We start from the raw sequence: 21,184 nt of genomic DNA on the forward strand, positions 1-21,184 counted from the left end.
GGGGAACGCTGTGAGCCACAACGCTTTTTTCGACCGGCAGCATGATACCGATTTCATTATGTTCTCAGTTTCGCATTGGATCGCTGTATCTTTAGTCGCATGTTTCTGTGTAATACTCTTTGGCCTGCGCCGGACCATCCGTTCCAACCCGGGACTTAAGCAGTCTGTCCGCCTGCTGCTTGTTGCTGTGCTGCTGTTCTCCGAGGGCGGTCTGCAACTGTGGTACATCACTCAGGAGGTCTGGAAAAAAGGGAATTCCCTGCCGTTGGAACTATGCGGGATCACGCTGCTCTTATCCATTGTGATGCTGCTTACCCGGAGCCGTCTGCTGTACTCCTTTCTTTATTTCGCGGGAATCGGCGGTGCATTTATTGCGCTGCTTACACCCAATCTGGTGTATCCTTTTCCCCATTTCCGCTTCCTGCTGTTTTTCGCTGCCCACGGCGGGATTATTCTGGCATCGCTGTACATGACCTGGATAGAGGGGTATAAGCCAACCTGGAAATCGCTGTTCTTCACCATGCTCTGCCTCAATATCGTGGCAGCCGCCGTCTATGCGGCAGACCGGATTCTCGGGGCCAACTATATGTTTCTGGCGCACAAGCCCGGCACACTTTCAGTATTGGATTATTTTGGTCCCTACCCGTACTATCTGCTGGTGGAAGAGGCGTTTGCCTTTGTGGTATTTCTCCTGATGTATCTTGTGTTCTTCTGGTTTCCGCAGCGTCTGAATGCCCGTAAAAATAAGCCGTGAACACACGCTGCGACTGGCAGAACAACGCAAAACGCCCGCAAGCAGACCTCCATACCGGAAGTCTGCTTGCGGGCAGTAAACGGGAAAAGCCCGAATATATTAAAAATTACGCTTCGATAATTTCCACCGAAGTCATTTTGTCGCGTCCCTGGAAAGCATCAACCTTGTCCATGCCTTCCACCACTTTGCCGAATACAGTGTGCACACCGTCAAGATGCGGCTGTGGAGCGTAGCAGATATAGAACTGGCTTCCGCCTGTGTTCTTGCCGGCATGCGCCATAGCCAGGGTACCGCGCTCATGCTTGTTCGGGTTGATTTCGCAGTCGATGGTGTAGCCTGGACCGCCGGAGCCTGTACCATTTGGACAGCCGCCTTGTGCTACAAAACCCGGGATTACGCGGTGAAAGACCAGACCGTTGTAGAAGCCTTCTTTTGCCAGCTTCTCAAAGTTGGCCACCGTGTTGGGCGCATCCTTTTCGAACAGATCCAGCAGCACGACGCCGCCATTCTCGAGAGTAATTTTCGCTTGCTTTGCCATATGTAAATACCCCTTTCGAAATAACAGATATGGAACATGTTTATTAGTTTACTATGAAACGACGCACAAAGCAAAGCAGACGGAAGTCCTTCCGCCTGCCCTATCCTTGCACATTGGCTCCCGCGTCTGCCGCAGAAAATGACTTACTTCGCTACCGTCTGCTTCGCAATGCGCGCCGGAACAATATCGTTCGCGATAATGTCCTGATGGCTTTCGCGGCGGACCACAAGGTCGCTCTGCCCGTTCTGTACGAACACCACCGCCGGACGGCGGATACGGTTATAGTTGCTGGCCATGGAGTAGTTGTATGCCCCTGTGCAGGCCACGGCGAGCAGATCCCCGCTCTCTACCTTTGGAAGCTCCACATCCCAGATCAGCATGTCGCCGCTCTCGCAGCATTTGCCGGCAATCGAAACCGTTTCTTCATTCGGTTCTGCGGCACGGTTGGCCAGCAGCGCCTCATATTTGGATTCATAAAGCGCCGGCCGCGGATTATCCGTCATCCCGCCGTCAACGGCAACATATTTGCGCACGCCGGGAATCTCCTTGTTCGTGCCCACAGTGTACAGCGTAGTTCCGGCATCGCCCACAATGCTGCGGCCCGGCTCTACCCAGATTTGCGGCAGCTTCTCGCTAATGCCGGTAAAATGCGTCTTCACGGCACCTGTGATGGCGGCCACATATTCGGACACCTGCAGCGGTGTATCGCCTTCGACATATCGGATACCAAAGCCGCCGCCGAGATTAACCACCGGGAATTCTACACCCAGTTCTTCCTTCACTTTGCGGGTAAATCCGGCAATACGCTCAACCGCCAGCTCAAAACCTTCGGTTTCAAAAATCTGTGAGCCGATGTGAGAATGAACGCCCAGCAGCTGCAGATTGCTTTGTGCCGCGGCGAGCTTTACCGCTTCCTGTGCAGCGCCGTTTCCAATATCGAAGCCGAATTTCGAATCGGTCTGGCCGGTAGAGGCATACGCATGGTGGGCATGCGCCTCTACACCCGGAGTCACGCGCAGCAGGATGTTCACTGTGACTTCTTTGCGAAGAGCAATGGCCTGCAGCATGTGCAGCTCCACCAGATTATCGGCTACGAAGCAGCCGATCCCGGCATCAATCGCCATTTCGATCTCATCCGGCGTTTTGTTGTTGCCGTGGAAATGGATGCGCTCAGCCGGAAATCCCGCCTGCAGCGCGGTGTACAGCTCACCGTCGGACACAACATCCAGCGATAGTCCTTCCTCGTCAGCCAAACGGCACATAGCCATTACTGAGAAGGCTTTGCTGGCGTAGGCAACCTGGAACCCGAGACCGGATGCGGTAAAAGCCTCCATGTACTCGCGGCAGCGGCGGCGGACTAATTGCTCGTCCACTATATACAGCGGGGTACCATATTCCGCCTTCAATTCAGTCACATCACATCCGCCGATCTCCAGATGATTGGCATCATTAATTCGGCTCGTCCCGTGTAAAAACATTTGCGCAGTCCTCCAATTTCTGTGGAAATTCTTGTTCCACCCTATCTGTTTAGTGTATTCAGTATAACAGACAGTGGGAACTCCATTGAATGGACTAATTTGCAGTTGATTTGTATTTTCCTACGATTTGTTTTTCTTCTCCTGAACCGGCGGCATCCGTGTATTGTCTCTTGTTTTGTTGAAGGAAGGCCGAGTTTTGGAGCTAAGCACAGGCTGGCGGATAATGATCTCCCCCATCGCCTTTGCATTAAATGGTATAAACGGCCACATATATGATGAATTGTAGGAGCGGTTTATCGTGAGCAGGATTATGAGCAGTGTTGTGCCGATCATAAAGCCCTGCACCTGGAATGCGGCCACGGCGAGCAGCAGCGCAAGCCTGACAGTCCGGTTGGCCAGCCCCAGCTCGTAGCTGGGCGTGGCGAACATCCCGATGGAAGCAACCGCCATGTAGAGCACAACCTCATTAACGAAAAAACCGCTCTTTACTGCAATATCTCCGACCAGGATCGCCGCAATAAGGCCCATAGCCGAGCCGAGTGGCGATGGTGTATGCACGGCGGCCATGCGCAGGAGATCGACCCCAAGCTCTACAATAAGGAACTGGGCGAGCAGCGGAATTTTGGCCATTTTCTGCGGCCCGATGAAATCAAGCATCGGCGGTTTAAGCTCGGGATGGATCACGAGCAGCATCCAGAGCGGAAGCAGGAACATGGAAGCAAAAATCCCAATGAACCGCACCCAGCGCAGATACGTGCCCATAAATGGTGTCTGGCGGTTCTCCTCCGCATGTTGGCACAAATCAAAAAAGGTGGTCGGCAAAATCATAACGCTGGGGGAAGTATCTACGAATACAACCACCCGGCCTTCCAGCAGATGGGAAGCGACAGCGTCCGGACGTTCTGAATACCGCACCATCGGATAAGGATTCCAGCCTCCGCCGACAATCGCTTCTTCGAGCTGCTTGTCCGCAAGCGGGATTCCGTCGATATTCACATTCTTAATTTTATCGGTCACAGCCTTCACCTGGGTCTTGTCAACGATATCGTCAATATAGGCCACACAGACATCCGTGCGGGTCCGGCGGCCCACCTGATGCAGCTCATTTTTCAGCCCGGGATCCCGGACACGCCTTCTGACCAGGGCAATATTGCTCAGCAGCGTTTCCGTGAAGCCGTCGCGCGCCCCCCGCACCACCCGTTCAATGCTCGGCTCATCCGGATTGCGCGAGGGATAGGAGCGGGTGTCCATGATGATAACTTCAGTTTCACCTTCCAGGAAGAAAACACTCATTCCCGACAGCACTTTGGTAATGCTCTCGCTGAGGACGTCTCCCTTCTCCACCTGAATGTGGGGAATGTATTCGCCCATAAAGCTGGCCAGCACGTCCGCAGAAATATTCTCCGGAGTGAGATAGGTCAGGCGCTTCAGAATTTCATCGATGATGATATCCTTGGCGAACCCGCTGATGCACAGCAGCGCCGCCTTCTGTCCGCCAAAGGTCATTTCCCGGAACACTACGTCAAAGGATGAATTCAGACCCATGACCTCAACGAGTGTATTTTTGGTATCCTCAAGCTTAGCCGGGATGTTGTCATTGCCCTGCCAGTAAATGATCGATTGCTCCAGAGAATCAGATCGTTCAGCGTCGCGTTTCTTTTGGAGCGGATCTTCGTCCTTCTTCGCTTCAGCCCCGCCGGCAGCATTTTCCCCTGCACTTTTCCCGTTTTCCTCCGGCTGCTTCAGGGTTTTGCCTGCTGCCTTCGCTTTTGGCTGTGCGGCCGGAGCCTCTGCATCCTCAGCTTGATCCGCATCGTCTTCTGTCTCTTCGTCATCTCCGAACAATCTGGCAAAAAAACCTTTTTTGCCGCTCTCCGGCTCCTGCGCACCCAGTTCATCCGAGGCCTCAGCATCCTGCGCACCCAGTTCATCCGAAGCCTCTGCATTCTGTGCACCCAGTTCATCCGAAGCTTCTGCATTCTGTGCACCCGGCTCTTCCGAGGCCTCTGCATCCTGCACACCCAGTTCATCCGAGGCCTCTGCATCCTGCGCGTCCGGGTCCATCCCGCGGTCCCAGCTGAGGCCTCCCTGGCCGGAATCTGCTGCTGCGGACCGGTTCTCAGGGGCGGCAGTGCCGGATGAGCTTTCATCCCCATATCCGGTTGCACCCGAATCCTCTCCGCTGTCCTCCCCGCTGCCCACGGTATTGCCGGCCCCGCGGCCGGTACCGCCGGTTCCGGATTCCTCTCCGTCCCCATCCGGTTCAGCTTCGTCGTCACTGAACAACGAAGCCAGGAACCCCTTAGCGCCCTTCTTGGGCGGTTCTGTACCGGACGCCTTCTCTTCATCCGCCTCCGATGCCTGGCTCTCCGCAGAAGATGCGGTGTCCCCGGCCGCTGAACCGGCCTCCCCGCCGCCTGGCTCCGTCTCCTGCTTCTCCACATTTGTTGTGTCCAGCTCCGCAGCCGCTTCCATATCCTGTGTCTCTGTTTCTGAACGTCCCGTATCCTCCCCGGCAGTTCCCGTACCCGTACCCGTCCCCGGACCGGGTGGACCATCGTCTCCCACACCAGTTGGCGCCTCCGGCCCTTCTTCCATCATCTCCGCACTGTCTTTACCGGCTGTTTGATTTTTTTCTTCTGAAGCCTCGACAGAATATCCGCTGTGAACATACTTAACCACACCATAACCTCCTTCTACTGTTGGTATACAAACCAATCAAACAAAGAGCCGGCCACCTTGCCGCAGACCATCGCCATCAGCAGCCCGAAGAGCAGATGGGTCATACGGAGACGCTTGGCCAGGATGGGCAGCACATTCAGCACTTCGGTCAGCGCCGCGGCCAGCATCCCCACAAATACCCCGTCAAACAAGCCTACTCCCAGCTCTACCAGCGGCCCGGCGGAAATCCGCCAATTCCAGAAATCAGACATGGTGCCGAGCAGGGAGCCCCCGACCATTGCTCCTTCATACCAATGCACTTTATCGTAGGAGGATGTCAGCTGGGCCAGCCGTGGCACCATGTCCAGTACAATGAAAAGAGCGATTACCCCGCCGCCCACCGCAATGCCTCCGGCAATCCCCAGCAGCAGATGCAGCCCCAGCGACAGCTGTGCGGTCATAACCTTTTCCCCCTCCCCGGCCGTCTGGAGGATTCATCGCCATTGTTTTTCATTTTGCTGTACTCCTCGTTGACTACATAGTGGTCAATATTTTTTTGGTAAAGGAACATTTCCACTTCAAGCGGAGTTGGCTCTTCATTCCATTTTTTCTTAAAAAGATGGTTGAAAAAAATCACCATGCCAAATCCGATGCCCAGGGAATAGGCAATTTGAAAGACATACGGATGCTCGTCCCGGCGGCCCGTCAGCATCTCCACAATCCTGACCTGCACCTCCAGCATGCTGACATCCGCATGGAAATTCATAATCGTCAAAGCAGAGCCGAAGAACAGCAGCAGCCAGACCAGCACAAACAAGGCAATGGACGGCTTGCGCGCTTCCACAGGCCCTTCAATCTGCACCAGCGTCCGACCTTCGCCGATCGGCTGAATGTCTGCTCCGGGCACAAGCTCATGGATCTTGGGAATGACCGTCAGCAGATCAATCAGGATCAGGTTGCCGTCGCTTTGGACAGGGTCCAGCAGCAGCAGTGAATACAGCGGCTCCCTCCACTCCGGATCGGTAATGAGGTAGGCCACATCACGCAGTAGAACACCTTTGCCTTTGGGCACCGTCACCCGGTTTTTGAGCTGTATGTAAATAGCGGGAGCCGAATGGGCAGTCATGTGCGGACACCTCCTACAGGATCTAATGAAAAGCTTCAAAGTCTTATTTTCAAGAATAACGGTAGTATGGGAGAAAAGGCTTATTTTTACTCTTGAACAACACAATAACGGCTGTGCCGTCCTCCACGGAACAGCAGCCGTTTTTGTTCTAGTGTTACCTGGAGAACGATTCCCTATGAATCCTACGGCAACTTTTTAAGTGGAAAAAGGTTATCTAATTTACCGGAGTACCCTACCCTCGGGCAGATGAAGTGGAAAAAGGGTCACTAATTCAGCCCATTTCGCCATTGGACCAGAAATGTACCCCAATAAAGTTCACTTTTTCCACTTCACTCTCAGGATTTCTTAATTTGAGGAAAAATAAGTTCCTTTTTTCCATCTAGCTCCTGCGAAGAAACCGGTAAGTAACTTGCTATATAGAGTGAACTTAAGATATTTACATTAGGGACTTCGTCGGGACTACGGGGAATGTTTGGACTTCCGGCCGCTGTTGTCTGCAGATTTCTTGATTTGTACCGCTGTTCGCAGTGGAAATCCGCAGACTGCCTATGCTGAAGATAGCGAGCTTTCCTACGGAAAGCTTTTAGGCGGACGCTTTCGCTCCTACAGTTCCAAACTTCCCCTCCATCCCTTTTCCCTTTTGTTCGTTTTTCAAGTTCGCTTTATATAGTTGGAATTAAAAAAAATGCCTCCCGGCCATATGGCCAAGGAGGCATCTTCTTGGTGCATCAGTGCCCTGGGGTCACTCCCCTCAGGCGCTGCGTTGATTCGTTTGGGATAATTCCAGGCTAGCCGGGACAGCCTGCCGGCTCTGCTGGCTTGAAATGAAGAACAGTGCCGTCCAGATCAGCGCAAAGCCGATAATTTGCGGCAAGGTGACAAGCTGGTGGTAGACAACCCAGTTGATCAGGATGCCCGTCATCGGAAAGCTGAGCTCGGCTAACGTTGCATAGGAAGCTTTGGTAGTGTTAAGGCCTTTGTAATAGAGCAGCATGCTGAGCAGTCCGGGCAGCAGCGCCTGCAGCAGCAGATTGATCCCAATGGCTGCAGATGTGCCCAGGCCGCCATGGATCTGCCAAGGGGCTCCCTCCATGCTCGTAATCACGAACAGCAAAGGCAGCGCCAGGATAAAGCGCAGTGAAGTCACCGTCTCGTACTTCATGGAACCCAGCAGGTATCGTCCCATAACCGTAGAACCGCCCCATAACGCGGCTGCTCCCAGCGCCATCAGGCTGCTGATGCTGATGAAGCTGTTCACATGCCCGAAGGGAATGGTCCAGCCGAAGGTCAGCAGATAGGTTCCCGCCAGGGCGACGATAATCAGCGGCCCGAAGTTTTTGGGCAGGCGTTCTTTCAGAATGACAGCGGCCAGGCCGATAGCGAACAGCGGCTGCAGCTTTTGCAGCAGAAGAACCGCATTGAAGTCTCCGCTCGCCAAGGCCTTGGTGAACAGAATCGTAGCCACGGCAGAGCCGCCCCACGATACAATCAGCAGTGCCGCAGCCTGACGCAGCCGGACTCCCTTCAGTTCGGCGCGGTGGCGCCAGAGCACAGGGGCTGCTGCCAGAAAGAGCACGACATGCTCCAGCAGCACAATCTGTGACGAGGTCAGTGATTTCAGCAGGATAATGCGGAACAGCGGGTCGACACCCCACAGCGCCGCGCCCAGGACGACCAGCCAGAATCCGCTGCGCAGCGGCGCTGTGCGGACTCCTGAAGATGAAGCAGTAGCTTGACTCATAATTCATTCTCCTTGTCGATACAAACCCTCGATAAGAGACCAAAACCCCCGGGGATCGCCTGAAAAAGGCGTAAACCGGGGGTTGTTTAGGGCAAAGACATCAGAAATAAGCCTGACCTCTTCGTCTTATGATCCTCTCCCATCCGGACTTTACCGTCGGCTCTGGAATGGCACCAGATCAGTTCTTTTCTCTGAAGAGAAAAGAAGTCGCGGGCTTAGTTCGCTTTGAACATCACCGCCGGTCAGGAATTTCACCTTACCCCGAGAATCTTGTATTCCGTTATATTTTTCACAACCTCAGAATAACGCCGTTTGTGCTTTTCGTCCAGTCCCTAATGAAAATATTCACAGTTTTTTCATCAGCCATAGCATTTCCAGGGGCTGACCCCGCTCAGAAATTGGAAGAAGGTATGATCGTTTAGATATAATAGAAATGTATGTATAACTATATTTTTGCTTCAGGAAAGAGAGGCTGCTGTGAAAAGATCCTTTGGTCTGAATCTGCTGTATACTGTCCTGATCCTAATTGTCCTTGCTGTCGCCGGATTTATCGGATACTTCATTACTGCACTAACCCTTGGACTGGCCTTCTACGCACCGCTTATCGTTGTCGTCGCCTGCGGGCTGGCTGCTTATTTTGTCATGACGGTCTTCCAGCTGCTCTCCCCCCGGACCCGGAATCTGGGCATTGCCGTTTTTGCCGGGCTTTGCCTGCTGGCCACAGCCGGATACGAGCTGAACAAAGCCTATGTCAACAGCTTCGCTGTAGTGGATGACCGGGAGGTTGACCTTACGCAGTACAAGCCGTTCGACGCCCTCTCCAAGGCCGCGGTTCTGGAGCATCCCGCATCCTACCATATCCATGACCAGCTTCCGCGTCTGGATGGAGCAACGGCGCTTTACCCGCTCTATTCCGCTTTTGTACAGGCGGTGTACCCGGAAGACAATTACGATCCCTATGAAATTAATGATCAGAACATCGTTATATGCTCTTCTACCGCCTTTGCTTACAAACGGCTGATTGCCGGGGACAGCGACATTATTTTTGCCGCAGCCCCCTCTTCCGCCCAGCAAAAAGAGGCCAAGCAGGCGGGCAAAGAGCTGAAGCTCACGCCGATCGGACGCGAAGCGTTTGTCTTCTTTGTCAACAAGCGCAACCCGGTGTCTTCCCTGAGCACGGATCAGGTGAAAGACATTTATTCCGGCAAAGTGAGGAACTGGAAAGAGGTTGGCGGTAAACATCAACGCATCCGCGCCTTTCAGCGGGAAGAGGGCAGCGGCAGTCAGACCATGCTGGAGAAAATCATGGCTGGGCGAACGCTGATGACACCCCCGCAGGAGGATGTAATGGATTTGATGAGCGGCATCATCAGCCAGACCTCCGACTACCGCAACTTCAACAATGCGCTGGGCTTCAGCTTTTTGTTCTATGCCTCGGAGATGAATGCGAATCATCACATCAAGCTGCTGGCCATCGATGGTGTACAGCCTGACAAAGAGGGCATACGCAGCGGAAAATATCCGATGACCACCGAATTTTATGCCGTAACTGCAGGAAGCGTGAATCCGAATGTCCAGCCGTTTCTGGACTGGATTCAATCGGCTGAGGGGCAGGAGCTGGTAGAGAAGACGGGGTATACCTCGTTGAAGTAGACGGAATTTGTGAAATGAAGTAGGAAGCGGGGCTGTTCAGAAGATGGGCTATTCAGAAGCTGAGTCTGCTCGAAACTATTGGTCATGCAGCGCTCACCGGCATTCAATTGCACTTTATACAACAGATGCTCCCTAAATCAGCGGGAAAATGGAATCTGCTGCACTCTGTACAGCAGATTCGGGCGAAAAAGGCGCTTTTGGCTCCAAATCAGGCAATCTGCTGCACGAAATGCAGCAGATTGCCATTCGCTGCAGAACCTCTCAGCTTTCTAGTGTACAAAGTGCAATCAACCGGAAATTAATCCTTCAAAAACATCCGCCTGCTCTCAGGCCTCATGGTAATCAATCAGCCCCGTGAATCGCTGGCCCCGGCGGAAAAAACCTTAGGCCAATTGGCCTGCGCAGCAAACAAACGCCGGCGTTTGTCCGCATCCGGGTCCTGCACCACCCGCGTCTCTCCGTCAAAGATCAGGGTTGCACGCGAGTCCGTTCTGTACTGCGGCCATTCCAGATCAGCAAGGGAAGGGTTCCCGTGATGCGCAAACGCCGTCCAGGTCTTCTGCATCACCTCGGACAGCCTTTGCATTTCCGGCGTAACCGTCAAACCGTATTGCTTCAGCAGATGCAGGTTGCCGAACACGTACAGAATTTCAGCGCCGTGAACCGCCTTTTCCAGCAGCGGGTGGCCTTCAACCGTCCAGTCGAAGCGGTACATCCACACAGGTGCTGCCGCAGACTGGCTCTCTGCGAAGGCAATTGAGCTGCCCCAGAAAAAAAGGTCGGTCAGAAACGCTGCCTGTCCCTCCCAGGACTTAGGGTAACCGCCGGCAAGCTCTGCCAGATCGTCAATGCCCATCAGCAGCTCCAGCGATTTCAGTGACTGCTCGAAGCTCTCACCCGGGCGTTCTTCCCGGAAAAACAGGTTCCCTTCATGAAGGTTGGTGCCGATCAGCAGCGGAATCCCGCGTGCCGCTCCGCCCGCTACAGCTTCAGCAGGATCGGCCGGCAAAGTGGCAGGCTCCACAACCGGCTGAAAAAACATGCTGAGCGCTTCACCGGACAGCTTATAGGTCATCCGCGCCGCAGCCTCCATAATCTGCTCCGCCGGAAGGTGGTCCAGAAGCTCAAGGCCGCTGCCTGGCGCAAGCCCCAGCTCAGCCAGCAGCGCGGCGGCGATCTCCTGGGCCTGCTGCGGCGGCAGGCTCTGGGCGGCACCGCTCTCCATGATCGCGCCTGCGAACAGGCCGGCCGCGGCAGGCATCGCCAGCAGTGCAGCGATGCTCATGCTGCCTGCGGATTCCCCAAAGACGGTAACGCGCTGCGGATTTCCCCCGAAGGCGGCAATATTTCCCTGTACCCATTCCAGGGCGGCAATCTGGTCCAGGAGGCCTGCATTGGAGGCAAGGCCCCCGCCAAATGGGGACAGATGCAGAAATCCGAACGGTCCCAGCCGGTAATTCACCGTAACCAGAACAACCTTGCCGTTACGGGCCATGCAGGCACCGTCGAACATCGGCTGGCTTCCTGCCCCGGTCACAAAGGTCCCTCCGTGTATCCAGACCATCACCGGCAGGCTCTCCCCGGCTTCTGCAGGCGACCAGACATTCAGGTATAGACAGTCTTCAGAGTATTCCGGAGATAATCCGCCAAACCGGGTGCTGCTGGTGCTCGCGGGCTGATGGCTGACAGGACTGAACGCCAGCGCCTCTCTGACGGAATCCCACGGCTGCGGCGGCTGTGGTGCACGAAACCGCAGCTTCCCGACTGGCGGAGCGGCAAAAGGAATCCCGCGCCACACCTTCACGCCCTCCTCCTCCGCCCCTTGAAGCTTTCCATATAAAGTAGTGACCAGGGTTGCTGTCATATCTATCTACCTCTTCCCGTTATTCCTTGGTTTCTTCAATTTGTTTATAGAGTCCTGAGCGGAAGCGGAACCACTGGAAGACATGGGTAACGACCACTTTCAGCACAGCATAGCCCGGCACAGCCAGAATGATTCCGAGCACTCCGAACATTTTACCGGCAAAAATAATGACAAATATAATCGTAATCGGATGAATTTTCAGCGTTTTGCCCATGATTTGCGGGGAAATGAACTTGCCTTCAATCAGTTGGACTGCGGTCCACACGCACACCATTTTCAGCAGCATGAACGGAGAAGTCACCAGTGCAACGATCAAGGCCGGTGTAATCGCAATTGCCGGACCCAGATAGGGGACGACCGCTGTACAGGCAGCGACAATCGCCAGCACCAGCGAATATTCGAGTCCGATAATCAAATATCCGATGTAGAGCAAGGCGCCGATACAGCAGCTGACAATAATCTGCCCGCGGATATAGGAAGCCACCTGGCTGTTCATCTCCGACATGACCATGCGGGTCTGGGGCCGCAGTGCGGTCGGGATAAATCTCATCAGATAATCCGGCAGCCTTTTGCCGTCGCGCAGCAGGTAGAACAGAATAAAGGGAGTAGTCACCAAGGCCAGCACAATTTCCGTCAGCGCCCCTACGAAATTCCCGACGCCGCTCACGGCATTGTTCAGGAAAGAGGTCCCCCATGTGGTTACTTTGCTTGTGATGTCAGTGAAATCCGTCCCAACATTCTCCTGAATTTGTTCGAACAGCTTACTGCCGGTCAAGTCGATAAATTCCTGCTGAATCTGGTCACTGTATTTAGGAAAATTATCGATCAGTCCAACCAGCTGGGTGCGGATCATAGGTATTACCGTAAGCAGGATCAGCGTTATGATACCGGCGATAAGCAGAAATAGAATGACGATGCCGTAAGGGCGTCTGATTTTGCTCCTTTTCTCCATCCGGTCAACCAGCGGATTCAACAGATAGTAGGCAATTCCCGACAGCAGCAGCGGTGCGGCCACGGTATGCAGCAGGACTGAAATCGGCTTGAAGATAAAAGGAATTTTGGCAAACACCAGAATGTTTACTCCGATCAGCAGCACAATCAGCAGGGTTACCACAAATCGGTTATTGAGAAAAAACTTTTTGAACTTCTCCGGCCATACCTGCAGCCTCTCCATGATGCCTGTCCCCCTTAACACAAATGCCTCTTTGTATGTGTGATTATTTGCACTTTGTATTAGCATAGTCAACATGGGGGCAGCAAGTCAAATTTCGGCAGAACAGTGAAACCAGGAATTCCTGCTGCCCGAAAACTCTCCTTAAGTACTTGTACGCTTAGTCAAACTTGAGATCTGCAATTTGGCCCGCGTGCTGAAAGCCGATCGACTGATAGACCTTGTTGGAGTCCGGATTTTTGCCGTCCGCATAGAGCACCGGTGTTAACCCTTCGTCCAGCAGCCGGCCGCACAGGGCGGCAACCAATGCGCTGGCATAGCCCTGCTTGCGGTGGACGGAAGGGGTATATACATCATTAATCCGTGCATGTCTGGCGGAACGATGCGTGATTTTGGCCATCGATACAGGAGTATGCTCTTCCGTCCACAAATACAGATTGCCGGATGCGGCATCCTCCGCTGCAATCTTCAAAAAATCCTCCGCCCGGAGCCTTTCGCCAAACGCATCCTTCATGAACCCGGCCAAAAAACCGGCAATCACCGGAACATGCTCAGCCTTGGCCTGCTCCAGGCTCCCCCTGACTCCAGCAGGCTTCCGCACCATCAGGCACTGATAAGCCTCAAGCATCATATGCGTATGGTAGAGCTTGCCCTGGCCTCCGCAAAAAGCTTCCGCAAACGTCTTCGCCGTCTCCGGCTGTGCAGAAATCCCCGGAAATTCATAAGTCCGCACCCATTCCGCCAGTAGCTGCACCAGTTTGGTCTGCTGTCCTTCGTGAAGTTCTCCAGACACCCACAGCCAGGGATTATGTCCCTGGGATTGCGTAAAAATCAGCTTGCGGTCTGCCGTGGTCAGCCGGATCGCTTCGGGATATTCGGTAATCCGGTGGATCAGATTATACCGCACCTCCTCCTGCATGAACGCCTCACTTTGCAGCACCATATCCCCTGTCTCAAAGCTCACAAACATCACGGTTCCCCCTTAATTTTCCTGTTCCTCTCAATCATAGACCCCCCTTCCGCAAAAATAAATAGCCCGCCGCCAATGGATTTCCGGCAGCAGGCTGTTCCTGTCTGTGTTCATACGGGGGAGGGATTTATGCATCGTTTCCCGCCACCGCTCCCTTTTTTTATTTTTTCTTTTTACCCTTGGCGCCTTTTCCGGTCTGTGCCTGCAGGCCGCCATCGTAGGTATAGAGGATATGATCTTCAAGCTGCTTCCCCTTGAGCATCTTCCGCACCAGTTTTTTACCTGCCTTGGGCGTCATTTCCCTATACCATACGCCTTCCGGATAAGCGATCACGATACAGGCATCCGAACATCTCCCGTTGCATTCGGTTACGGTGGTATGTATTTTGCTTGCAGCCCCTTGCTTCTCAATCTCATCCTCAATGGCTTCCGCCACTTCTTCGCCTGCATTCTTCCTGCAGCTGCTGCCGCCGCAGATCAGCAGATGGCTGAGCGTTCCTTGCAAATTCCAGGTCGTCATGACTGCCGCGCCCCCCTTCTGAACACTTATACCCTGTTTACGGATCATTCTAAACTTTATATAAATTGAACTTGTGATTTTTAAATTTCGGGATTGGTCGTGACTACAGAGAATGTTTGGACTTCCGGCCACTGCCCATCTGCAGATTTCTTGATTGTTACCGCTGTTCGCGGTGGAAATCCGCAGACAAAGGCGGACGCATTCGCTCCTCCAGTTCCAAACTTCTCTTCCGCCACTTTTCCCTGTATGTATATTTTCAAGTTCAATTATATAGTGATTCCTTGGGGGACCGTCAAGTCGCGTGGTTTGGGGTTCCGCCTTAAATCCTTCTCCCGGAATGTTGGTTATCCGTCTCAATGATGGGGATAATACCGTTAACCCGCCAGATCTGAAGAAGGAGATTAAACCCCATGAAAATCCTTTTGATTTATGCCATGCTTGCAATACTGGGCTTATCCATGGTGATTTCGCTAGATTGGTTAACCGGAACCCCATTCTCCCAGTCCTTCAACTTCCTTACCAAAATCTTTATCACTACCACCTACCAGGAACTGTTGGTGATTATTACCTTTCTTTTTCTTCCGGTGATCCAAGTAGCAGTGGAGACCGGCAAAAAAAAGAAGAAGAAACACGGCCACTAAGGCTCCCTGTACCAGCCAAACCGCTTACGGATGCGGTGGACAAGAAACAGCAGAATCGGTACAACGGCACAAATAACAGGGAGGAAGTACTTCAAAAACAATTTTCCCTCATTCAAATGGCTGGTGTAATTCTCCACGCTGATAAACGAGGAGATCAATACAATGACACCCACTGGCACCACCAGCCTCCGGTAATCTTTAACCTTGAACAAATCCGCTGTGATTGCTGCCGCCGCAAAACAATAAATTGACATTTTGAAGAAAACCCCGATAATCAGGGTCAGAATCACAAGCGCATCCAGACGCTGGATAAAATTCGCAACATTCACCAGCGTTATTGTTGTATATATGGGAAAAGCTGCTCTGCTGTAAATGTCCAACCCGAGGACGGAGATTTCAATCGCATGGGTGAAGCAGAGCAGAAATCCGCTTAGAATGATCGCGGTGACGCCCATTTTTCTCGATATTCCGGAGTTCTTTAAAAAGGGCAGAACCGTTGTGAAGCATACCAGTTCGCCAAAAGGGAATATCCAGATGTTCGGATATGCGGAAGTCAAGGCATCCACCCAATCCTTGTAGTGCAAGGGGAACAGATTCTTAAAATCAACCAGGCCCGCGATAATCACCACTCCATTGCACACCAGGCCCATGACCATCATAATCCAAAAATAAATCTCTGCAGTTCTGGCAAACACCTCGATTCCCTTGTTCAGAATATACATAACAGCAATGACCATAATGGAGTTAATGATCAGGATCGGTGTTCTGTCGTAGGAGGCCGAGATCAGGAGATCTCCCGCCTCCCGCAAATTTCGGGAGCCGTTGAACATCAGCACCGGAATATACAGCAAGCTTAGCGGCCAGCCGATATAATTGCCAAGTATTTTCCGGGTATAGCCGCTGATGATCAAATTCGGAAATTGGCGGTAGAGATCATTGTAGATCAGATACAGCAGAACCCCGCCGGGCAGAGCCATCAGAATTGACAGCCATACCGCATGGCCGCTCTCCAGCCCAATAGGAACCACAATAGCGGTTCCCAGTTCAAACAGCACAATCATGGCAAATACCTGACTGGGGCCGATGACCTCTTTTTTCATATCGCAGTCTCCCTGTCCTATTCAATCAGAATCGGTTATTCCGGGGCCTTCAGCGGTGTCACCCGCAATCCTGTTGCCCGGATATAAGCATGAACCTGAAGCTTCAGCGTGCCTTTGGCAAAAATTTGATTCCAATCCTTATCAACTTTTTTCCATTCAGCCGGGTGCAGGCGTTTGAGTTCGTTGCCAAAGTTGAAATAATCGCACTCTGCCCTTTGTGCGGCTTGAAAGGCTTCCCGGACTTCCTCCTCCGTTAATTTCTCCATCCCCGTTTCCAGCTTTCTGATTTCATGGTTATCGCTCAGGTTTATAACGCTCTGCGTCTCATTGAGATTCCCTTCCTCGTTGATGTGGATATGGAATACAGGCAACCCGTCACGCATCTCGACCTTAACCTTGGTTTTGGAAAACACCACGTTTACGGCAATCGCCTTAGCCTGGTCCCCGGAATCTATATTCATATTGGTTTCGACAATTTTATCGAGTATCCACTGGGTGCCCCTCGCTTCAGGCCCATCAATCCAGTTCTGAAGCTTCCCCTTGTTGAATACCGCCTGGCCGCTGATCAGTATTGAGGTTTCCGCCTTCGTTTGTTCCAGGCTCGCCTTCTTTTGTCCTTCCTCCACGCTGCCAAGCATACGGACACCGCTGATCGTAAACCCTCCGCCGCCCGTTATTTCCTTGATCGTTTGAAACACACTGACCTTTGGGGTTTCCCCCCAGACCCTTGAGGTATTTTCCGCCTTTTTGCCCAGCCCGACAGAGGGCACGCTCTCCTGAGGCAGCAGCACCCTCAGAATGGACTCGGCATCCGTATCTCTTGACACCAGTACAGTTGTATTCAGCCGAAGCTCATGGGATCTTTCAAAAATATCATACACCTCATTCATACCGCCTTCTGCGAGCGATTCTCCTATCACCAGAAGCTGAGCATGGGCAAAAAAAAGCTGCCGGGTCGCCTGCTTAGAAGCTCTGCGGAGCGCCCCGAATACTGTCCGGTCATTGACCGTATAAATGGAGATGGGCGACTGGTTGGTGCTCGCCCCCTGGGTAGTGGTAGTGGACGAAGGATTCACAACCTGGAACGTAACCCGGAGTTTCCCCGTTTCCTTCACCCGGTCAATGCCGATCCCGCTTACAATCGCAAGCTCGTTCAGCTCTCTGCTGTTCCAGCATCCGGCCAGGTTAACAGACAGAAGGACAAAGAGAACAAGAACTGACAGACGTTTTGTCTTCATGCCTGGTTCCCCTGTCTGTCCTTGTCCGCTTTTTTGCGCACATTGCTTTTGTGTTCCAGACGCGGCCGTATCTTCATAAAATGGATGGGCGACCGGATCAGGGTATCCTTCTGGGCCTGAGGGTCAAAGGGACCCAAAGGAGACATATACGGAACGCCGAGCGACCGCAGGCCGCATAAATGCGCGACCAGCATCAAGGCCAGAATCGCTATGCCGTACAGGCCCATAAACGCGGAAACAAACACTATAACAAAACGCAATAAACGTACAGAAAGCGCCATATTAAAAGCAGGGGTAGTGAAGCTGGAGATCCCCGTTATAGAAACCACAATAACCATTGCCGGAGAAACAATGCCCGCCTGTACAGCGGCCTGCCCCAAAACCAGACCTCCAATGATCGAGACGGTCTGTCCGATTGGCGAAGGCAGGCGGATTCCCGCCTCGCGGATAATTTCAAAGGTAACCTCCATCATCAACGCTTCGACAAAGGCGGGAAAAGGCACCCCTTCCCGTTGTGAAGCCAAATTGATGAGCAGCGGAGTAGGAATCATCTCCTGATGAAAATTAAGCGCGGCAACAAAGATGGCGGGACCAAACATCGAAATAAAAAAACAGAGAAAACGCAACAAACGGATCAGTGTAGAAATATCAAACCGCTGATAGTAGTCCTCCACGGTATGAAAAAACATAAAAAAAGTTGCAGGGGCTATAAGTACAAAAGGGGTACCATCCACGAAAACGGCAATTCTTCCATCCAGCAAATTCCCGGCCACAGTGTCGGGTCGTTCTGTGTTGTACAGTGTCGGGAAAGGGGAGTACCCGCTCCCCTCAATTAACTGCTCGATGTAACCCGATTCCAGGATGGAATCCACTCTGATCTCCTTCAGCTTCTCCCTCAGCTTCTTGAGGACATCTTCGTCGGCTATTCCATGTATATACATAATCGCGATGTTCGTCTGCGTCACAGCACCCAGCTTCATCGGCTCTACCCAAAGATTCGGATTTTTAATTCTTCGCCGGACCAGTGAAATGTTGACACTAATCGTTTCAGTAAAGCTTGCCTTGGACCCCCGGATGGATACCTGCGTTCCTGCCTCAGAGACCGGACGGACCTCGCCTCCGCTTGTATCGCCGCTGAGTGCTTCCGGCATGCCTTCAACCAGTACAAGCGTGTTGCCGGACAAAAGGGCTTCAAAGAGTCCGCCTCTGTTTGTGAGCGACTGGCTTTTACCCGGAGTCAGCGCTTTTTCCTTGATATAGTTAAAAACCTCCTGGCTGGTTGAGAGCTTCTGCCCTTCCTCACTTACGGTTTGAAAAGACATAGCATGGGAGATGAAGTCATCCACTAACTCCTTATCCGTGAGGCCTTCCATATAAATAACTGCAACCTGAAGAGCTGCATTTATCAATTTGAAATGGCGGATAATCAGATCCATACTGTTCCCCAGTCCTTGCCTGATGTGCTGTAAATCATCCTTCAGATTCCCGGAGAGCGGGGAGCTTGTATTGCTATCAGCCGTTTGTGACTGTTTTTTTTCTTTGGTTTGAGCTGCCATCAGCAAGCACCTCCTGCACATACTATTTGCCCGCTATCCTTTTTTTATGCAGGTTATGGAAAAGAGGCTGACCGTGCAGAATTTCTGCATACGGCCAGCCTCAATTCGTGATTCCTTCATTAATAGCCTGCTAGTGTCCATCCACTACGCCAAGCGCCTTATTCTTCTCCTTAAAGCGTTCATTATGCGAGGAGACGTACGCCACCTTCGGGGCATCAGGGTCCATATACAGCTTGGCGCTGTTCAGAGCCAGTACCGCATCAGTGAACGTTCCGGCGATCAGCCGGACCTTGCTGCTGTAATCCACAAAATCTCCGGCGGCAAAAACACCGGGAAGGTTAGTCTCCAGCCTGCTGCTGACATTGGCCCACCATTCGCCCATGTCCAGCCCCCAGTCCTTAAGCGGTCCAAAATCACTCTTCAGCCCGTGATTCACGATCACTGCATCGACCTCAAGCTGCTCGGATTCGCCGGATTCTATATGGCTTATCGTAACCTGGTCTATCTTCTCCCCGTCGCTGCTATGCAGCTGGCTGACTGTATGCGGGACCCGCACCTGGACCGACGACGCTTTCATTCGGGCAATGTTCTTCTCATGTCCGCCGAACTGCTCGCGCCGGTGCACAATCGTCACACTTGCGGCAATCGGCTCCAGCTCGTTGGCCCAGTCCACCGCCGAATCACCGCCGCCGGAGATGAGCACCCGCTTGCCGCGGAAAGGCTCCAGCTCCTGTACAGTATAATGAAGATTCGTTACCTCATAGCGGTCCGCGCCCTCTATTTCCAGCTTCGCCATTTGCAGGATGCCATACCCTATGGTTAGAATAATTGTACGTGTCCAGTGCCGCTCGCCGGTCGCCGATGTCAGAATATAGGTCCCGTCCTCCTGCCGCTCCTGGCCAATAATCTGCTGGCCCAGTACGATGGTCGGATCAAAGGTCCGGGCCTGCTCGGCCAGCTGATCAATCAACTTGCGGCAGAGAATCGGAGTAACTCCCCCTACATCCCAGATCATTTTCTCGGGATAGATGAGCATTCTGCCGCCCAGTTCTTCCTTAGCCTCTATCAGCTTGGTTTTAAGATCCCGCATGCCGCTATAAAAGGCTGTATACATACCGGCAGGACCGCCGCCAATAATCGTCACATCGTATAATTCCAGCTCTTTGCTCATATCTTCCCCTCCAAGGTGTATTGGTATAGATGGCTAGTTAAGCTAAACTTCTGATCTACTAAAACGGCGCAGGTTTTAGCTCAGCTTATAAATATGCTTCAGCATGCTAAGATTTGGTGCGGGCCAGCAAATAAAGAAAATAAGGCGCACCGATTACCGCGACAACAATACCGGTCGGTATTTCAGACGGCTGCAGAATCCGGCGGCCCATGGTATCCGCCGTCAGGACAAGCAAGGAACCCAGCAGTGCCGAAGCAGGCAGCAGCAGCTGATGCTTCGGTCCCACCAGGCGCCGGGCCAGATGGGGGCCGATCAAGCCCACAAACCCGATTCCCCCGCTTACCGCTACATTGGCCGCTGCCAATCCTACGGCAGCCCCGGGCAGACGGAATTGTTCCTTGGTTACTGCCGCACCCAACCCGGTTACAGTCTGGTCGCCCAGATTCAACACATTCATGACTCTAGCCTTATAGATCACATAAGGCAGCTGAATGAGAATCCAGGGCAGCAGGGACAGCACGAACTTCCAACTGGTTCCCCAGATACTGCCCGCCAGCCAGGTGGCAACAAATTGGTATTTATCCGGATCAAGGCGCAGGGTCAGCACAATCATCGCTGCACTCATCCCTGCAGCAACCGCTACACCGGTCAGCAGCAGCATAACCATCAATCCCGCTCCGGCATTGATCCCGAGAATACCGGGGTCGGCCAGATCATTGCGGAAAACTCCTTGCATCACCGCTCCCGAAACCGCCAGACCAGCTCCAACCAGAATTGAAATCACAATCCGTGGCAGACGGAAATCGAAAAGAATGAGCTCCTGCTTGTCCGTCCCCCGGCCAAGCAGGGTATGCAGCAGCTCCAGCGGTGTCAAACGTATGTATCCTGTATTCACACTGATGATCAGAGCAGCAGCAATCAAGAGCGACAGGATGGCCAGCACTTGAAGTCCGCGCCTGCGTCTAACTTCATCAAAACTTATAGCCGTAGTCCTGCGCATAG

Annotated in this window: 18 protein-coding genes and 1 riboswitch; of the genes, 3 read left to right on the top strand and 15 right to left on the bottom strand. The window is 52.9% G+C overall.

What is annotated here, in order from left to right:
- Positions 1-10: 10 nt before the first annotated feature.
- A complete protein-coding gene (locus tag PRIO_RS22420; protein ID WP_020427254.1) occupies positions 11-754 on the top strand; it encodes a YwaF family protein in 744 nt (247 codons plus the stop codon).
- Between the two features lie 106 nt (positions 755-860).
- Here PRIO_RS22420 and PRIO_RS22425 read toward each other — a convergent pair whose 3' ends face one another.
- The 6 genes from PRIO_RS22425 to PRIO_RS22450 form a co-directional block, all read right to left on the bottom strand.
- Entirely contained in the window at positions 861-1,292 is a 432-nt protein-coding gene (locus PRIO_RS22425; protein WP_020427255.1) for a peptidylprolyl isomerase, read from the bottom strand.
- A gap of 143 nt (positions 1,293-1,435) precedes the next feature.
- Entirely contained in the window at positions 1,436-2,770 is a 1,335-nt protein-coding gene (gene lysA, locus PRIO_RS22430; protein WP_046504765.1) for a diaminopimelate decarboxylase, read from the bottom strand.
- 120 nt (positions 2,771-2,890) lie between these two features.
- A complete protein-coding gene (locus PRIO_RS22435) occupies positions 2,891-4,516 on the bottom strand; it encodes a spore germination protein (RefSeq protein ID WP_046507297.1) in 1,626 nt (541 codons plus the stop codon).
- Between the two features lie 950 nt (positions 4,517-5,466).
- Positions 5,467-5,892 (bottom strand): stage V sporulation protein AB, encoded by a 426-nt coding sequence (locus PRIO_RS22440; RefSeq protein WP_020427259.1) that lies wholly within the window; start codon positions 5,890-5,892, stop codon positions 5,467-5,469.
- Entirely contained in the window at positions 5,889-6,557 is a 669-nt protein-coding gene (locus PRIO_RS22445) for a stage V sporulation protein AA (RefSeq protein WP_020427260.1), read from the bottom strand. The genes PRIO_RS22440 and PRIO_RS22445 overlap by 4 nt, the downstream gene beginning before the upstream one ends.
- A gap of 751 nt (positions 6,558-7,308) precedes the next feature.
- Positions 7,309-8,298, bottom strand: a complete 990-nt coding sequence (locus tag PRIO_RS22450; RefSeq protein WP_020426020.1) for a DMT family transporter — start codon at positions 8,296-8,298, stop codon at positions 7,309-7,311.
- Positions 8,299-8,425: 127 nt separating this feature from the next.
- Positions 8,426-8,571, bottom strand: a riboswitch (FMN riboswitch).
- Positions 8,572-8,775: 204 nt separating this feature from the next.
- On the opposite strand from PRIO_RS22450, the gene PRIO_RS22455 reads away from it, so the two are divergent.
- Positions 8,776-9,951, top strand: a complete 1,176-nt coding sequence (locus PRIO_RS22455) for a PstS family phosphate ABC transporter substrate-binding protein (RefSeq protein WP_020426019.1) — start codon at positions 8,776-8,778, stop codon at positions 9,949-9,951.
- A 346-nt stretch (positions 9,952-10,297) separates the two neighbouring features.
- On the opposite strand, the gene PRIO_RS22460 is transcribed toward PRIO_RS22455, so the two are convergent.
- From PRIO_RS22460 to PRIO_RS22475, 4 genes are all read right to left on the bottom strand, one after another.
- Positions 10,298-11,815, bottom strand: coding sequence for a carboxylesterase/lipase family protein (locus tag PRIO_RS22460; RefSeq protein WP_020426018.1), 1,518 nt, complete (start codon positions 11,813-11,815; stop codon positions 10,298-10,300).
- Positions 11,816-11,834: 19 nt separating this feature from the next.
- Positions 11,835-12,989 carry an AI-2E family transporter gene (locus tag PRIO_RS22465; RefSeq protein ID WP_020426017.1) on the bottom strand — a complete coding sequence of 385 codons (1,155 nt, stop codon included), beginning with the start codon at positions 12,987-12,989 and terminating at the stop codon, positions 11,835-11,837.
- Positions 12,990-13,146: 157 nt separating this feature from the next.
- Positions 13,147-13,956, bottom strand: a complete 810-nt coding sequence (locus tag PRIO_RS22470; RefSeq protein ID WP_020426016.1) for a GNAT family N-acetyltransferase — start codon at positions 13,954-13,956, stop codon at positions 13,147-13,149.
- A 160-nt stretch (positions 13,957-14,116) separates the two neighbouring features.
- Positions 14,117-14,524 (bottom strand): (2Fe-2S) ferredoxin domain-containing protein, encoded by a 408-nt coding sequence (locus tag PRIO_RS22475; RefSeq protein WP_331709815.1) that lies wholly within the window; start codon positions 14,522-14,524, stop codon positions 14,117-14,119.
- A gap of 362 nt (positions 14,525-14,886) precedes the next feature.
- Here PRIO_RS22475 and PRIO_RS22480 point away from each other — a divergent pair, with 362 nt between their 5' ends.
- Entirely contained in the window at positions 14,887-15,117 is a 231-nt protein-coding gene (locus PRIO_RS22480; protein WP_020426014.1) for a YczF family membrane protein, read from the top strand.
- Here the strand turns inward: PRIO_RS22480 and PRIO_RS22485 are convergent.
- The 5 genes from PRIO_RS22485 to PRIO_RS22505 all read right to left on the bottom strand — a co-directional run bounded on the left by PRIO_RS22485 (position 15,114) and on the right by PRIO_RS22505 (position 21,182).
- Entirely contained in the window at positions 15,114-16,217 is a 1,104-nt protein-coding gene (locus PRIO_RS22485; RefSeq protein WP_020426013.1) for a GerAB/ArcD/ProY family transporter, read from the bottom strand. The genes PRIO_RS22480 and PRIO_RS22485 overlap by 4 nt on opposite strands.
- Positions 16,218-16,252: 35 nt before the next feature.
- Complete coding sequence (locus PRIO_RS22490) at positions 16,253-17,455, bottom strand: Ger(x)C family spore germination protein (protein WP_020426012.1); 1,203 nt, start codon at positions 17,453-17,455, stop codon at positions 16,253-16,255.
- Complete coding sequence (locus tag PRIO_RS22495) at positions 17,452-19,011, bottom strand: spore germination protein (RefSeq protein ID WP_020426011.1); 1,560 nt, start codon at positions 19,009-19,011, stop codon at positions 17,452-17,454. The genes PRIO_RS22490 and PRIO_RS22495 overlap by 4 nt, the downstream gene beginning before the upstream one ends.
- Positions 19,012-19,141: 130 nt before the next feature.
- Positions 19,142-20,182: an NAD(P)/FAD-dependent oxidoreductase gene (locus PRIO_RS22500; RefSeq protein WP_020426010.1), complete on the bottom strand. Its 1,041-nt coding sequence runs from the start codon at positions 20,180-20,182 to the stop codon at positions 19,142-19,144.
- Positions 20,183-20,288: 106 nt separating this feature from the next.
- On the bottom strand, positions 20,289-21,182 hold the full coding sequence (locus tag PRIO_RS22505; protein ID WP_020426009.1) for a FecCD family ABC transporter permease: 894 nt from the start codon (positions 21,180-21,182) through the stop codon (positions 20,289-20,291).
- Positions 21,183-21,184 lie beyond the last annotated feature (2 nt).

Origin of the sequence: Paenibacillus riograndensis SBR5, from assembly GCF_000981585.1 — a bacterium.
GTDB lineage: Bacteria > Bacillota > Bacilli > Paenibacillales > Paenibacillaceae > Paenibacillus_AQ > Paenibacillus_AQ riograndensis.

Excerpts from the sequence above, each read along its gene's own strand:
- PRIO_RS22500 (WP_020426010.1), bottom strand. The coding sequence starts at position 20,182 with ATGAGCAAAGAGCTGGAATTATACGATGTGACGATTATTGGCGGCGGT.
- PRIO_RS22425 (WP_020427255.1), bottom strand. The coding sequence starts at position 1,292 with ATGGCAAAGCAAGCGAAAATTACTCTCGAGAATGGCGGCGTCGTGCTG.
- PRIO_RS22470 (WP_020426016.1), bottom strand. The coding sequence starts at position 13,956 with ATGTTTGTGAGCTTTGAGACAGGGGATATGGTGCTGCAAAGTGAGGCG.
- PRIO_RS22480 (WP_020426014.1), top strand. The coding sequence starts at position 14,887 with ATGAAAATCCTTTTGATTTATGCCATGCTTGCAATACTGGGCTTATCC.
- PRIO_RS22490 (WP_020426012.1), bottom strand. The coding sequence starts at position 17,455 with ATGAAGACAAAACGTCTGTCAGTTCTTGTTCTCTTTGTCCTTCTGTCT.
- PRIO_RS22440 (WP_020427259.1), bottom strand. The coding sequence starts at position 5,892 with ATGACCGCACAGCTGTCGCTGGGGCTGCATCTGCTGCTGGGGATTGCC.
- PRIO_RS22505 (WP_020426009.1), bottom strand. The coding sequence starts at position 21,182 with ATGCGCAGGACTACGGCTATAAGTTTTGATGAAGTTAGACGCAGGCGC.
- PRIO_RS22485 (WP_020426013.1), bottom strand. The coding sequence starts at position 16,217 with ATGAAAAAAGAGGTCATCGGCCCCAGTCAGGTATTTGCCATGATTGTG.
- PRIO_RS22460 (WP_020426018.1), bottom strand. The coding sequence starts at position 11,815 with ATGACAGCAACCCTGGTCACTACTTTATATGGAAAGCTTCAAGGGGCG.
- PRIO_RS22445 (WP_020427260.1), bottom strand. The coding sequence starts at position 6,557 with ATGACTGCCCATTCGGCTCCCGCTATTTACATACAGCTCAAAAACCGG.
- PRIO_RS22475 (WP_331709815.1), bottom strand. The coding sequence starts at position 14,524 with ATGATCCGTAAACAGGGTATAAGTGTTCAGAAGGGGGGCGCGGCAGTC.
- PRIO_RS22465 (WP_020426017.1), bottom strand. The coding sequence starts at position 12,989 with ATGGAGAGGCTGCAGGTATGGCCGGAGAAGTTCAAAAAGTTTTTTCTC.
- PRIO_RS22450 (WP_020426020.1), bottom strand. The coding sequence starts at position 8,298 with ATGAGTCAAGCTACTGCTTCATCTTCAGGAGTCCGCACAGCGCCGCTG.
- lysA (WP_046504765.1), bottom strand. The coding sequence starts at position 2,770 with ATGTTTTTACACGGGACGAGCCGAATTAATGATGCCAATCATCTGGAG.
- PRIO_RS22495 (WP_020426011.1), bottom strand. The coding sequence starts at position 19,011 with ATGGCAGCTCAAACCAAAGAAAAAAAACAGTCACAAACGGCTGATAGC.